Origin of the sequence: Acinetobacter tjernbergiae DSM 14971 = CIP 107465, assembly GCF_000374425.1 — a bacterium.
GTDB lineage: Bacteria > Pseudomonadota > Gammaproteobacteria > Pseudomonadales > Moraxellaceae > Acinetobacter > Acinetobacter tjernbergiae.
This window is the reverse complement of record NZ_KB894366.1, coordinates 101,239-115,416: the sequence shown is the minus strand read 5'-3', so window position 1 is coordinate 115,416 and position 14,178 is coordinate 101,239. Positions and strand designations below refer to the sequence as shown.

The following is a 14,178-nucleotide window of genomic DNA, read 5'->3' as shown; positions in this document are numbered from 1 at the left end:
ACCATCATGATTGGTGGCTTCGGAACTGCAGGACAACCCGCAGAACTCATCGATGGTCTGATTGAACTCGGTATCAAAGACCTTGTTATTGTGAATAACAATGCAGGCAATGGTGACTATGGTCTTGCCAAACTCCTAAAAACAGGTGCAGTCCGTAAAATCATATGTTCTTTCCCTCGTCAATCTGATTCATGGGTGTTCGATGAACTTTACCATGCAGGCAAGATTGAATTAGAACTCGTGCCACAAGGCAATCTCGCTTGCCGTATCCAAGCCGCAGGTATGGGCTTAGGTGCTGTATTTACGCCGACAGGCTTTGGAACATTATTGGCAGAAGGCAAAGAAACCCGTCATATCGAGGGGAAAGACTATGTGCTTGAATACCCAATTAAGGCTGACTTTGCCTTGATCAAAGCCTACAAAGGCGATCGTTGGGGCAATCTGGTTTTCAATAAATCGGCACGTAACTTTGGACCTATTATGGCGATGGCTGCTGATGTCACGATTGCTCAAGTTTCTGAAGTGGTTGAACTCGGTCAGCTTGATCCTGAACACATTATTACCCCAGGGATTTTTGTTCAGCATGTGGTTGCTGTTGAAGCAGCATCACCTGTCACTGCGCAATAAGGAGAATAACAATGAGCTATCAAAAACTCAGCCGTGACCAAATTGCAGAACGTGTTGCACAAGATATTCCTGATGGTGCCTATGTCAATTTAGGCATTGGTTTACCCACCAAGATTTCGAACTACTTACCTGCGGATAAAGATGTCTTTCTACATTCTGAAAATGGTTTATTGGCATTTGGCCCAGCACCAGCCAAAGGTGAAGAAGACCCTGAACTGATTAATGCAGGTAAAGAATATGTGACCATGCTCACAGGTGGAAGCTTTTTCCATCACGGTGATTCCTTTGCCATGATGCGTGGTGGTCATTTAGATATTGCAGTTTTAGGCGCTTTCCAAGTCGCAGCCAACGGTGACCTTGCCAATTGGCATACAGGTGCTGCCGATGCGATTCCTGCTGTGGGTGGTGCAATGGATTTGGCCGTGGGTGCAAAGAAAGTCTTTATCACCACCGACCATGTCACCAAACAAGGCGAACCAAAGATTGTTGAAGCGCTTTCTTATCCAGCAACCGGTTTGAAATGTGTCGATCGTATCTATACCGATCTGTGTGTGATTGATGTGACCAAAGACGGTTTAACAGTGATTGAGAAAGTAGATGGTCTGAGTTTTGAAGAACTACAGGCGTTGACGGGTGCTCAATTGATTGATGCGACACAAGGATAATGAATCTCCCCTAACCCCTCTTTAAAAAGAGGGGAACTCCTCCCTTTATTAAAGGGAGGTTGGGAGGGATTTTAGATAAAGGGAAAAATATGAAAAACGCTTATATCATTGATGCGATTCGCACTCCATTCGGACGTTATGCAGGTGGTTTAGCCCCTGTACGTGCGGATGACCTTGGGGCAGTTCCGATTCAAGCCTTAATACAACGAAATCCAACCGTGGATTGGCAACAAGTGGATGATGTGATCTATGGTTGTGCCAATCAAGCAGGTGAAGACAATCGTAATGTCGGTCGTATGTCCGCTCTACTCGCAGGCTTGCCATATCAAGTCCCTGCAACCACAGTGAACCGTCTTTGTGGTTCATCCTTAGATGCGATTGCGATGGCAGCGCGTGCGATTAAAGCAGGTGAAGCAAATCTGATCATTGCAGGTGGTGTCGAGAGTATGAGCCGTGCGCCCTATGTCATGGGTAAGTCTGACAGTGCTTTTGGTCGTAGCCAAAAAATTGAAGACACCACCATGGGTTGGCGTTTTATCAATCCAAAGCTGAAAGAACTGTATGGTGTAGAGACCATGCCACAGACTGCGGAGAACGTGGCAGAGCAATTTAATATCAATCGTATTGATCAAGACCAGTTTGCCTTGGTGAGCCAACAACGGACAGCAGCAGCGCAAGCCAAAGGCTTTTTTAAACACGAAATCGTTGCTGTCAGCATTCCACAACATAAAGGTGACGCGATCGTTGTAGATACGGATGAACATCCACGTGCATCCACCACCATTGAAGCATTAACGAAACTCAAAGGTGTTGTGAAGGCAGAAGGTACGGTCACAGCAGGCAATGCCTCAGGCATTAACGATGGTGCGGCAGCGCTATTGATCGCTTCAGATGAAGCAGTTGCTCAATACCAACTGAAGCCACGTGCCAAAATTATTGCGGCAACCACGGTGGGTGTTGAACCACGCATTATGGGTTTTGCACCTGCGCCTGCAATCAAAAAGTTACTGAAACAAGCCAATCTGACATTAGAACAAATGGATGTGATTGAGTTAAATGAAGCCTTTGCAGCTCAAGCTTTAGCGGTAACCCGTGATTTAGGTTTAGCGGATGATGATGCACGTATCAATCCAAATGGCGGTGCGATTGCTTTGGGTCATCCACTCGGTGCCTCAGGTGCAAGACTGGTCACTACTGCTTTGAATCAACTTGAACAGATTCAAGGGCAATATGCTTTGTGTTCGATGTGTATTGGTGTGGGGCAAGGCATCGCTCTCATTATTCAACGGGTGGGGTGAGGTCTATCATGAGCCAGTTATACGCCAGCTTATTTTATCAGCCTGATGTCACTGCCATTTTTAGTGATCGTGCTTTATTGGGTTATATGATCCAAGCCGAAGTTGCTTTGGCTAAAGCTCAAGGAAAAATAAATGTCATTCCTAGATCTGCTGCTACGATCATCGAACAGATTGGGCAGAATGCCTTAGCAGAAATTGATTTTGATGGTTTGGCTGTTGCAACTGGTTTCGCAGGAAATATCGCAATTCCATTTGTAAAACAGTTTACTGCCATTGTGCAGCAGCAAGATGAGGAGGCATCTCGATATGTACATTGGGGTGCAACTAGTCAAGATGTCATTGATACGGCAATGATTTTGCAGTGTCGTGATGCTTTGGGATTGATTGAACAGCAACTTCAATCTGCATATCAAATTTCACTGAAACAAGCTGAATGTTACCGTAACCAAGTGATGATTGGGCGAACATGGTTACAGCAGGCTTTGCCGATTACCTTAGGGCATAAATTTGCACGTTATGCAGCTGCATTGAAGCGTGATCTTGATCGTTTGCAAGCCATGAAAACACGTGTTTTGACTGCCCAACTCGGTGGTGCAGTGGGTTCATTGGCTTCTTTGCAAAATCAAGGTTCTGCTGTTGTTCAGGCTTTTGCAATTGAATTAAAACTGACTACACCTGAATGTACATGGCATGGAGAACGGGATCGTATTGTTGAGATTGCGAGTGTACTTGCAATTATTGTTGGCAACTTAGGCAAGATCGCACGTGATTGGTCATTGTTAATGCAAACAGAGATTGCTGAAGTTTTTGAGCCAACGGCAAAAGGTCGGGGTGGTTCATCGACCATGCCACATAAGCGAAATCCAGTGGCAGCTGCTTCAATTCTTGCAGCAGCAAATCGTGTACCTGCACTGATGGCAAGTGTCTATCAAAGCATGGTGCAAGAACATGAACGTGCTTTAGGTGCTTGGCATGCGGAATGGTTGGTGATTCCTGAGATTTTCCAGTTATGTGCAGGTGCATTAGAACGTGCAAATGATGTGCTAGAAAATATGCAAGTCAATCCTGAAGCAATGCAGCGCAATCTTGAAAGTACAGATGGTTTGATTATGGCTGAAGCGGTGATGATGGCGCTTGCAAGCAAAATTGGGCGCTTAAATGCACACCATGTGGTTGAGCAAGCGTGTCAGCAAGCAGTCGAACAACAAACTCATTTAAAAAATATTTTATCTCCATTAGATGAAGTGAAAAATCACTTTACCCCATCTGATTTAGATGCACTTTTTAAACCTGAATCCTATCTTGGTAATATCCAAGCGCAAATTGATGCAGTTTTGCAAGCAGCTCAAGGAGAGTCGAAATGATGATCAATATTCATAATCGTCAAGGACATCAACTTGCTGTGCAAGTGCAAGGTCTGAAAGATGCACCTGTCATTGTGTTTTCCAACTCACTTGGTACTGATCATGAGATGTGGCAAGCGCAAGTTGCAGCATTTACAGCACAGTATCAAGTTGTGACTTACGATACACGAGGTCATGGTGCAAGTGCTGTGATTGCAGCTACAACATTGGCAAACCTTGCTGAAGATGTGGTGGATGTTTTAGATGCCCTTAATATTGAAAAAGCCCATTTTTGCGGGATTTCAATGGGTGGGATCACAGGATTGTATCTTGCGATTCATCATGCAGACCGTTTTTTGAGTGTCACCATAGCAAACGCTGCTGCAAAAATTGGTACAGCTGAGGCGTGGAATAGTCGAGCGGAGAGTGTAGCGCAACAGGGTTTAGCAGAGCTTGTTAAAACCACTCATACACGTTGGTTTAGTGAGTATTTTGACTATGCCCATGATGTATTGGCGCAAAAAACGATTCAAAGTTTAGCTTTAACACCATCACAAGGTTATGCCAATGCTTGTCGAGCTTTGGCAGATGCCGATCTACGTGATCAACTGAATCAAATTCAAATTCCCACTTTAATTATCGCAGGTCAATTTGACCCTGTAACCACGGTTCAAGATGCAGAATTCATGCATCAGTCTATCGAAAACAGTCAGCTTGAAGTCTTGGCAGCTTCGCACTTATCGAATATTGAACAACCGCAAGTGTTCAACCAAACATTGTCCAAGTTTATTCAAAAGATATAACCGCACAGGGTTAGAAAGGAATTCGCCTACAAGGAGGCAACTATGGCACAGGAATTTGCTGCCCCAAAAAGCAGTATGGATGCTCAGGCACTCATTAATGATGCACCGATTAGTAAATATCAATGGATGATCGCAATTGTTTGTTTCCTGATTGTGTTTGTCGATGGGATTGATACGGCAGCAATGGGCTTTATTGCACCTGCGTTGGCACAAGATTGGGGCTTGGATCGTTCTCAACTTGGACCTGTGATGAGTGCTGCACTTGGCGGCATGATTATTGGTGCATTGGTATCAGGCCCTACAGCAGATCGTTTCGGACGGAAAATTGTTTTAACCATTTCGATGCTGGTTTTTGGTGGTTTCACTTTGGCATCTGCTTATGCAACTAACTTAGACAGTTTGGTTGTATTACGCTTTTTAACGGGCATTGGACTCGGTGCGGCAATGCCAAATGCCACCACGTTATTCTCTGAATATTGCCCAAATCGGATTCGTTCGCTACTAATCACTTGTATGTTTTGTGGCTATAACTTGGGTATGGCAACAGGTGGTTTTATTAGTAGTTGGTTGATCCCAACATTTGGATGGCACAGCTTGTTTTTATTAGGCGGTTGGTCACCACTCATTTTAATGCTTTTAGTGATTTTTTGCTTACCTGAGTCATATCGGTTTTTGATCGTAAAAGGTAAAAACCCAGAAAAGGTTCGCAAAATCCTCAGCCATATTGCACCTGAAAAAGTACACGGCATAACCGAGTTTCATATTCCAGAAGAACAATCGGCTGTGGCTGAAAAGAAAAATGTGTTTGGTATGTTGTTCTCAAAACAGTATGCAAAAGGCACGATTTTATTGTGGTCGACCTATTTCATGGGTTTGGTGGTGATTTATCTCTTGACCAGTTGGTTGCCAACCTTAATGCGTGAGACTGGCGCAACCATGGAGCGTGCAGCATTTATTGGTGGATTATTCCAATTTGGTGGTGTACTCAGCGCGTTATTTATTGGCTGGGCAATGGATCGTTTCAATCCAAATCGCATTATTTCAGCTTTCTATTTTGTTGCAGGTCTATTTGCAGTCGCCGTTGGTCAAAGCCTCAATAATCCAACCTTATTGGCATTGCTTGTGCTATGCGCAGGTATTGCCATCAACGGTGCTCAGTCTTCAATGCCAGCCTTAAGTGCTCGTTTTTATCCAACGCAATGTCGTGCAACAGGTATTTCTTGGATGACAGGAATTGGTCGATTTGGTGCAGTGTTTGGTGCATGGATTGGTGCAGTTTTATTGGGCAATGATTGGTCTTTCACGGCGATTCTCAGCTTACTGATGATTCCAGCAACGGCTGCTGCGATCGCAATTTTTGTTAAATCTTTAGTTGCGCACACAGATGCAACTTAACTTTCATAATCAGGGACAACGTCAATGAATGATGATCAACGTTATCAACAAGGGCTAAAAGTTCGGACTGAAGTGCTTGGTGAAAAACATGTCGGACGTTCTTTAGAGAACCTGAATGACTTTAACCAAGATTTTCAGAACTTTATCAGTCGATTTGCTTGGGGTGAAGTGTGGTCACGTGAAGGTTTACCACGTCATACCCGAAGCCTAGTCACGATTGCCATTTTATTGGCGTTGGGGCGAGAAGATGAACTCAGAATGCATTTACGTGCTTGTTTTAACAACGGCGTGACTAAAGAAGAATTGAAAGAGCTGATTTTACATAGCTCGTTGTATGCAGGTTTACCTGCTGCAAATGCCGCAATGCACATGGCAGAAGAGGTATTTAAAGAACTTGGAATAGATGTGCAACCCGTTTCGGCACAGGTACAGGATTAAGGAGACAGGCATGTTAATTCATACATTGGGTGCATATGCACAACGTAATACGGATGATCATCCGCCAGCATATACACCAGGCTATAAAACCAGTGTATTACGCTCGCCAAAAAATGCATTGATTTCGATCAACGAGACTTTAACGGAAGTAACTTCACCTCATTTCTCGCCCAATCTTTTTGGTGCAAAAGACAATGATTTGATTCTGAACTATGCCAAAGAGGGTTTACCTGTTGGTGAGCGAATCATTGTGCATGGTTATGTGCGTGATCAGTTTGGCCGTCCTGTTAAAAATGCACTATTAGAAGTATGGCAAGCCAATGCATCAGGGCGTTATCGTCATCCAAATGATAAGTTTATCGGTGCGATGGATCCTAACTTTGGTGGTTGTGGTCGTACGCTCACTGATGAAAATGGTTTCTTTATTTTCCGTACCATTAAACCGGGTCCATATCCGTGGCGTAACCGTATCAATGAATGGCGTCCAGCACATGTCCATTTTTCTTTGATCGCCGATGGTTGGGCACAGCGTTTGATTTCGCAGTTCTATTTTGAAGGCGATACCTTAATTGATTCTTGCCCAATTATAAAAACCATTCCATCTGAAGAGCAACGTCGTGCTTTGATTGCATTGGAAGATAAAAATAACTTCATTGAATCAGATAGCCGTTGTTACCGCTTTGATATTCATCTTCGTGGTCGTCGTGCGACTTATTTTGAAAATGATTTGACTTAAGGAACTCACACAATGAACGCATGGAATTTTCAGGAATTGAAAGAAACACCATCACAAACAGGTGGCCCTTATGTACATATTGGTTTGTTACCTCAGCAAGCCAATATTGAAGTATTTGAACACAATTTTAACAATCAGTTGGTTAGTGAAAAAACGCAAGGTCAACGTATTCGCCTTGAAGGACAAGTATTTGATGGTCTTGGTTTGCCATTAAGAGATGTGTTGTTAGAAATCTGGCAAGCCGATACCAACGGTGTTTACCCAAGCCATGCGGATAGTCAAGGCAAGAGCGTAGATCCAAGCTTCTGTGGTTGGGGGCGTACAGGCGCGAACTTTGAAACAGGTTTTTGGAGTTTCGATACGATAAAACCAGGTGCTGTTGCTGGACGTAAAGGCTCTACTCAAGCACCGCATATTGCAGTCGTACTTTTTGCTCGTGGGATCAACATCGGTTTAAACACGCGTATCTACTTTGATGATGAAATTGAAGCCAATGCTAATGATCCTGTTCTAAACAGTATTGAATGGGCGACACGTCGTCAAACCTTAATTGCCAAACGCACAGAAGTGGATGGTGAGGTGGTCTATCGCTTTGATATTCGCATTCAAGGTGAAGATGAAACAGTGTTTTTTGATATTTAAATTTTAAGTGCATAACGAATGATTGCTTGCTCTTGGGAAAGACAGGCAATCCATTAAGGAAGATGATGATGAAAATGAAAACACTGGCAGCATTGATGTTGCTTGTTAGCCCTTTATTTACGGTTCAAATGGTACACGCTCAAGAAAATGTTCAAAAACAGGTTGAACTTTCGGCACTGGCACAAATACCTGTTAAAACAATTGTACCGATTACTGCAAAAACTAAAGAGCAAGCGATCGCTCAAGCCAAAGTGATTGCAGCTAATCAAGATGCAGATTTAGCAGAGTTTCGGATTGATTTATTGGAGTTTGCTGCTGATAGCAAACAAGTGATTGCTTTAGGACATGAATTAAAAAAAGTTCTAGGCACTAAACCCATGATTGCAACCATACGCACTCACAACGAAGGTGGCAAACTCACCATCAGTGATGCGGATTATGGCAAGACCTATCAAGCGTATTTGAAACAACCTTTTATGGGTATGCTCGATGTGGAAATGTTCCGAGATCAGCAGGTGGTAAAAAATACAGTCAAATTGGCGCATGACAAAAAAGTGCTGATTGTCATGTCGAACCATGACTTTAAGCAAACGCCAAGTGAAGATGAAATCGTGAAGCGTCTACTCAAACAAGATGAGCTTGGTGCGGATATTTTAAAAATCGCAGTGATGCCACAAAGCAAACAAGATGTTTTCACTTTGATGAATGCAACGCTGAAAGTTAGTCAACAATCTAAAAAGCCACTGTTGACAATGTCGATGGGCAAACTGGGCACAATTTCGCGTATTGCAACAGCAAACATGGGCGGTAGTTTTAGCTTCGGCATGATTGGTGAAGCATCAGCACCGGGTCAAATTGATGTGACCCAACTCAAACAGTTCCTAAAAACAGTTCAACCAACACAATAATTGAAAAGGATTTTAAAAATGAATGTTATTTCTTTACGTTTAAGCGCGCTTGCAATCGGTTTAGCAGTATCAGGTTTGGCAGCAGCCGAGACTTATGTGGTTGATCGTTATCAGGATGATGCTGAAAAAGGTTCTCTTCGTTGGGCGATTGAACAAGCCAATACCAAACCAACGGAAGCTAGTGAAATTTTGATTCAAGCGGTTGGTCAAGCACCGTATGCGATTAAGGTGAATAGCCCACTTCCTGAAATTAAAGCACCTGTCAAAATCATCGGTACACAATGGGCAAAAACAGGTGAATTTATTGCAGTAGATGGTTCAAATTATATTAAAGGTACAGGAGTTGAAGCTTGTCCGGGAGCAGTAGAGGGACAATTTGGAACCAACGTGCGTACTACAACTTTACCAGGTATCGTGTTACGTGACATTAATGGTGTCACGATTCAGGGTCTAGAAATTCGTCATTTTTGTATCGGTATCTTGATGAATCGTGCAAGCAATAACTTGATTCAGCATAACCGCATTATGCACAACTATGGTGGCGCGGGTGTGATGTTGACGGGTGACGATGGCAAAGGTAATCCAACCGCAACGACCACCAATAACAACAAGGTTTTAGACAATTATTTCCAAGACAATGGCGATGGTTTGGAATTAACACGTGGTGCTGCATTTAATCTCGTTGCCAACAACCATTTTATTTCAACTTCCGCAAATCCAGAACCATCACAAGGCATTGAAATCCTATGGGGGAATGACAATGCCGTGGTTGGTAACAAATTTGAAAATTATTCAGATGGTTTACAGATCAACTGGGGCAAACGCAACTATATCGCTTATAACGAACTAACCAATAACTCGAATGGTTTTAACTTGACGGGTGATGGCAATATCTTGGATAGCAACAAAGTGCATGGCAATCGAGTAGGAATCGCCATTCGTTCTGAAAAAGATGCCAATGCACACATCACATTGACCAAAAACCAAATTTGGAATAACGGCAAAGACATTAAACGTTGTGAAGCAGGTGGCAGTTGTGTTCCAAATCAACGTGTAGGTGCGATTATTTTTGATATCCCAGGTTTGGAACACGCACATTTTGTGGGTTCTCGTGGACACGGTGTCAAGATTGATCCAGTCAAACTACAAAAAACTTGCCAACAACCGAATGAGCAAGGCTGTAATGCACAACCGAATCAGGGAGTACAAGCACCAAAATTAACTTTATCTAAAGGACACGTTGTCGCGCAAATTAAAGGGCAACCGAATCAACGCTATCAGATTGAATTGTTTGGAAACTCATCAGCAAATTCAAATGAAGCTGAATTGTATTTAGGTTCGGTTGTTGCTGTGACCAATGCAGAGGGCATTGCGATTGCATCATGGAAGCCAACAACAAAAGTGGCGGTGGTGACTGCGAATGTTACTGATCATTTAGGTGCGACCTCTGAACTCAGTTCAGCCGTAAAATTTAAATAAAAGCATGGAGGCTTTGACATGAATTCAAGTTCTTTATTGGTCAAAATGAGTTGTTTGGCAATTGCCATTTGTACAGCACAAAGCAGTTTTGCCGATCAGCCTTGGTCGCAAGATCGTCAATGGCTACTCGGAGATTGGAACGGGCAACGTCAACAACTGGAAAAAGACGGTTATAAATTTACCGCAGCCATTATGAGTCAATCAGCAACCAATTTGGATGGTGGTTATAACGACAATAATAGTTTTGAAAATGCAGCTCAACTGGCTCTAGGCGCAAATTTTGATTTAGGCAAAATTGCAGGTTGGGAAAATACTACAGCCAATATTTTAATTACCAAGCGCGATGGTAATTCTTTAACACTAGAGCGAATTAAAGATCCACGCTCTAGTGCTTTCGGCAACACGCAAGAGATTTATGGGCGAGGCAAAATTTGGCGTTTAACACAGGCATGGGTCAAAAAGGGTTCTGCTGACAATACGGTGCAATTCAAAATTGGTCGTATGGGCATGTCGGATGACTTTAATAGCTCACAATGTGAGTTTCAGAACTTATTGTTATGCGGTGGGCAGCTTGGAAAATCGATTGGTTCAATTTGGTATAACTTACCTGTAGGTCTGTGGGGCACCAATCTTAAATATCAATTTGCACCAGAATGGACATTGGGTGTCGGTGTCTACGAGGTGAATCCAGATAACGTTAAAACTGGGAAAAGTGATGGTTTTAACTTGGATATGGACAATGTCAAAGGGGCAACTATTCCCGTGGAACTGGCTTGGCGACCTAAGTTGGCAGCGTTCAATGGATTAGCAGGTGAATATAAGCTAGGTGCCTTGTACTCGACTGCTGAAGCGAATGATATCGCCACTGTCGGTAAAGTTCATGATAGCAAACATAGTTTTTGGTTGAATGCACAGCAACAACTCACCCAAAAAGGAGACAATCCGAAGCAGGGTTTATTTGTCAGCTTCAACGCAGTCGTAAATGATAAAGCCACCACAGCCGTACAAAGCACACAACAACTCGCACTTTGGTACAAAGGACCATTTGATAGTCGTCCAAACGATTCAATTGGTTTTGGTGTTGCAAACTATCTAGTCAATGATCGTTATACCGATCGTCAGATTGCAATCAATAACAGCCGTGGTTATGACGAATATGATGCGCTTGCGGCGGATTATGTTCCTGTACAACGTGATGAGCTCAATGTCGAGTTGAACTATACCTATCAATGGTCACCTGCGGTCATGTTAAGACCAAACCTACAATATATTCATCAGCCTGCGGGTGTAAAAGAAGTCGATGATGCGTGGGTTGCAGGTTTAAGTATGCGCGTGAATTTCTAATATAGGAGTATGACGTATGTCTGAATCTACAAACTCACATATCATACTGAAAATATGGTGTTTTATTTTAGGCTTGGCTTTGTTGCTGACAGGTTTATTTTTTACTGTCGGTGGAGCAAAGCTAGTCACGCTAGGGGGATCATGGTATTTTGTGATCTCTGGTTTATTAACATTGGTGTCTGCACTTTATATTTTTAAGAAAAAGGTATTGGGTGTTTGGTTATTTAGTCTTGTTTTTGCAGGAACGGTGCTTTGGGCATTGGTTGATGCTGGCTGGGAATTTTGGCCACTATTTTCAAGACTCATGTTTCCAGCAGGCTTATTTGCAGCCTTGATGTTTAGCTTGCCATCAATTCGCCGTTATCAATATCAACCGACGGCTGCTTTGCCTGCTTATGCTGTGGGTGGGTTAACCGTATTGGGTATGATCATTGGTTTCTATCAAATGTTTATTCCACATCCGACCGTTGCCGCTTCAGGTGAGCGTTTGCCATTGGTTCCAGTTAAAACAGACATGAAACAAACCAATTGGCAACATTACGGTCAAGATTCGGGAGGCAGTCGTTTTGCTGCATTAGACCAAATTACCCGTGATAATGTACATCAATTGAAAGAGGCTTGGCGCTTCCGTACAGGTGATTTCACCACAGGTACTGGCAATGGTGCAGAAGATCAAATGACCCCATTACAAGTCGGTAATAAACTGTTCTTATGTACACCCCATAATAATATTTTAGCTTTAGAGGCAGATTCAGGTAAACAACTCTGGAAAGCTGAAGTCAATTCTAAAGCGGATGCATGGGAGCGTTGCCGTGGTGTTGCATACTTTGATTCAACTCAGGTATTGCAACAACCCACCTTAGTCGGCGCAACTCCAGTCAAAGCTGTTGCAAATAACACCTCTTGTTTACGCCGTGTTTATACCAATACCCCTGATGGTCGTCTAATTGCAGTGAATGCGGATACGGGTGAGCGTTGTAAAGATTTTGGTGTGGATGGCACAGTTAATTTATTAAAAGGATTAGGTGAGGGAACTAAAGCTCCACGTTTTGAAGTGACTTCTGCACCAACGATAGCAGGTTCAGTGCTTGTGGTGGGTAGCCGTATTGCCGATAACTTCGCTGCGGATATGCCAGGTGGTGTGATTCGTGCATACGATGTCATTACAGGTGAATTGCGTTGGGCATTTGATCCACGTAATTCAAATCCAAACTATGTACTTAAAGACGGTGAAACCTATAAGCGTAGTTCAGCGAATTCATGGGCAGCCATGTCTTATGATCCGCAAATGAACACTGTATTTTTACCGATGGGAAGTTCATCTGTCGATGTTTGGGGCGGTAATCGTCAGCCACTCGATCACAAGTACAACTCATCCGTTTTGGCTTTAGATGCAACAACAGGTAAAGAAAAGTGGGCGTATCAAACTGTTCATAATGATTTATGGGATTTCGATTTACCAATGCAACCGAGCTTGGTTAATTTCCCAATGCAGGATGGAACAAATAAGCCTGCGGTGGTGATTGGAACGAAATCAGGTCAATTCTTTGTCTTAGATCGTTTGACGGGACAGCCACTGACAAAAGTGATTGAGCAACCTGTAAAACCTGCCGATATCAAAGGCGAACAATACAGTCCGACACAACCACGTTCAGTTGAAATGCCGCAAATTGGCAACCAAACCTTGACTGAATCAGATATGTGGGGTGCAACACCATTTGATCAATTGATGTGTCGCATTAACTTCAAATCAATGCGTTACGAAGGTTTATTTACTGCACCAGGTAAGGATGTTTCACTCAGTTTTCCTGGCTCTTTGGGTGGGATGAATTGGGGCAGTATTGCGTTTGATCCGAGTCATCAATACATGTTTGTCAATGATATGCGTTTGGGTTTATGGATTCAGTTGGTTGAGCAAACACCAGAAGATCTTGCACGAGAAGCAAATGGCGGCGAAAAGGTGAATACGGGTATGGGGGCTGTGCCAATGAAAGGCACGCCATATAAAGTAGATAAAAACCGTTTCTGGTCGAAATTGAATATTCCATGCCAAAAACCACCTTATGGCACAATGACAGCGATTGACATGAAAACACGTCAAATTGCATGGCAAGTGCCGATGGGAACAGTAGAAGATACTGGCCCAATGGGCATCAAAATGGGATTGAAAGCACCGATTGGTATGCCTACGATTGGTGGACCAATGGCGACGCAAGGTGGTTTAGTCTTCTTTGCCGCAACACAAGACTATTATTTACGTGCATTAGATTCTTCAACGGGTAAAGAGTTGTGGAAATCACGTTTACCTGTTGGTAGTCAAGCAACGCCGATCAGTTATGTTTCACCTAAAACAGGCAAACAGTATGTGATGATTACGGCAGGTGGCGCTCGTCAATCACCTGATCATGGTGACTACGTCATTGCATATAGTTTGCAATAACATAAATTGCTGTCATTCAAAAAACTGCAATCAAATGATTGCAGTTTTTTTTATTTGAGT

General features: G+C 43.1%; 13 protein-coding genes. All 13 read left to right on the top strand.

Annotated elements, in window-relative coordinates; genetic code table 11:
• Window positions 1–627, top strand: a 627-nt coding sequence (locus tag C502_RS0111560) for a 3-oxoacid CoA-transferase subunit A (protein WP_018678979.1), incomplete at its 5' end; no start/stop codon positions are given.
• An 11-nt stretch (window positions 628–638) separates the two neighbouring features.
• Window positions 639–1,292, top strand: coding sequence for a 3-oxoacid CoA-transferase subunit B (locus tag C502_RS0111555; RefSeq protein ID WP_018678162.1), 654 nt, complete (start codon window positions 639–641; stop codon window positions 1,290–1,292).
• An 89-nt stretch (window positions 1,293–1,381) separates the two neighbouring features.
• Window positions 1,382–2,590 (top strand): 3-oxoadipyl-CoA thiolase, encoded by a 1,209-nt coding sequence (gene pcaF / locus C502_RS0111550; RefSeq protein WP_018678978.1) that lies wholly within the window; start codon window positions 1,382–1,384, stop codon window positions 2,588–2,590.
• An 8-nt stretch (window positions 2,591–2,598) separates the two neighbouring features.
• Complete coding sequence (gene pcaB, locus C502_RS0111545; RefSeq protein ID WP_018678977.1) at window positions 2,599–3,954, top strand: 3-carboxy-cis,cis-muconate cycloisomerase; 1,356 nt, start codon at window positions 2,599–2,601, stop codon at window positions 3,952–3,954.
• A complete protein-coding gene (gene pcaD, locus C502_RS0111540; RefSeq protein ID WP_018678976.1) occupies window positions 3,951–4,736 on the top strand; it encodes a 3-oxoadipate enol-lactonase in 786 nt (261 codons plus the stop codon). Before pcaB ends, pcaD begins: the two co-directional genes overlap by 4 nt.
• A 42-nt stretch (window positions 4,737–4,778) precedes the next feature.
• The gene (locus C502_RS0111535) at window positions 4,779–6,131 is read left to right on the top strand and encodes an MFS transporter (protein ID WP_018678975.1); all 1,353 of its coding nucleotides are present in this window, start codon (window positions 4,779–4,781) and stop codon (window positions 6,129–6,131) included.
• 24 nt (window positions 6,132–6,155) lie between these two features.
• On the top strand, window positions 6,156–6,569 hold the full coding sequence (gene pcaC / locus C502_RS0111530; RefSeq protein WP_018678974.1) for a 4-carboxymuconolactone decarboxylase: 414 nt from the start codon (window positions 6,156–6,158) through the stop codon (window positions 6,567–6,569).
• A gap of 10 nt (window positions 6,570–6,579) precedes the next feature.
• Entirely contained in the window at window positions 6,580–7,305 is a 726-nt protein-coding gene (gene pcaH / locus C502_RS0111525) for a protocatechuate 3,4-dioxygenase subunit beta (protein WP_018678973.1), read from the top strand.
• 12 nt (window positions 7,306–7,317) lie between these two features.
• Window positions 7,318–7,947 carry a protocatechuate 3,4-dioxygenase subunit alpha gene (pcaG, locus tag C502_RS0111520; RefSeq protein ID WP_018678972.1) on the top strand — a complete coding sequence of 210 codons (630 nt, stop codon included), beginning with the start codon at window positions 7,318–7,320 and terminating at the stop codon, window positions 7,945–7,947.
• A gap of 68 nt (window positions 7,948–8,015) precedes the next feature.
• On the top strand, window positions 8,016–8,855 hold the full coding sequence (gene aroD / locus C502_RS0111515; protein WP_018678971.1) for a type I 3-dehydroquinate dehydratase: 840 nt from the start codon (window positions 8,016–8,018) through the stop codon (window positions 8,853–8,855).
• An 18-nt stretch (window positions 8,856–8,873) separates the two neighbouring features.
• Entirely contained in the window at window positions 8,874–10,334 is a 1,461-nt protein-coding gene (locus tag C502_RS0111510) for a right-handed parallel beta-helix repeat-containing protein (RefSeq protein WP_018678970.1), read from the top strand.
• An 18-nt stretch (window positions 10,335–10,352) separates the two neighbouring features.
• Window positions 10,353–11,678, top strand: coding sequence for a carbohydrate porin (locus tag C502_RS0111505; RefSeq protein WP_018678969.1), 1,326 nt, complete (start codon window positions 10,353–10,355; stop codon window positions 11,676–11,678).
• A 16-nt stretch (window positions 11,679–11,694) separates the two neighbouring features.
• A complete protein-coding gene (locus tag C502_RS0111500; RefSeq protein WP_018678968.1) occupies window positions 11,695–14,118 on the top strand; it encodes a glucose/quinate/shikimate family membrane-bound PQQ-dependent dehydrogenase in 2,424 nt (807 codons plus the stop codon).
• The last annotated feature ends 60 nt before the right edge of the window (window positions 14,119–14,178 follow it).

Coding starts and splice junctions, on each gene's coding strand:
- C502_RS0111555 (WP_018678162.1), top strand. CDS start 639: ATGAGCTATCAAAAACTCAGCCGTGACCAAATTGCAGAACGTGTTGCA.
- pcaF (WP_018678978.1), top strand. CDS start 1,382: ATGAAAAACGCTTATATCATTGATGCGATTCGCACTCCATTCGGACGT.
- pcaB (WP_018678977.1), top strand. CDS start 2,599: ATGAGCCAGTTATACGCCAGCTTATTTTATCAGCCTGATGTCACTGCC.
- pcaD (WP_018678976.1), top strand. CDS start 3,951: ATGATGATCAATATTCATAATCGTCAAGGACATCAACTTGCTGTGCAA.
- C502_RS0111535 (WP_018678975.1), top strand. CDS start 4,779: ATGGCACAGGAATTTGCTGCCCCAAAAAGCAGTATGGATGCTCAGGCA.
- pcaC (WP_018678974.1), top strand. CDS start 6,156: ATGAATGATGATCAACGTTATCAACAAGGGCTAAAAGTTCGGACTGAA.
- pcaH (WP_018678973.1), top strand. CDS start 6,580: ATGTTAATTCATACATTGGGTGCATATGCACAACGTAATACGGATGAT.
- pcaG (WP_018678972.1), top strand. CDS start 7,318: ATGAACGCATGGAATTTTCAGGAATTGAAAGAAACACCATCACAAACA.
- aroD (WP_018678971.1), top strand. CDS start 8,016: ATGAAAATGAAAACACTGGCAGCATTGATGTTGCTTGTTAGCCCTTTA.
- C502_RS0111510 (WP_018678970.1), top strand. CDS start 8,874: ATGAATGTTATTTCTTTACGTTTAAGCGCGCTTGCAATCGGTTTAGCA.
- C502_RS0111505 (WP_018678969.1), top strand. CDS start 10,353: ATGAATTCAAGTTCTTTATTGGTCAAAATGAGTTGTTTGGCAATTGCC.
- C502_RS0111500 (WP_018678968.1), top strand. CDS start 11,695: ATGTCTGAATCTACAAACTCACATATCATACTGAAAATATGGTGTTTT.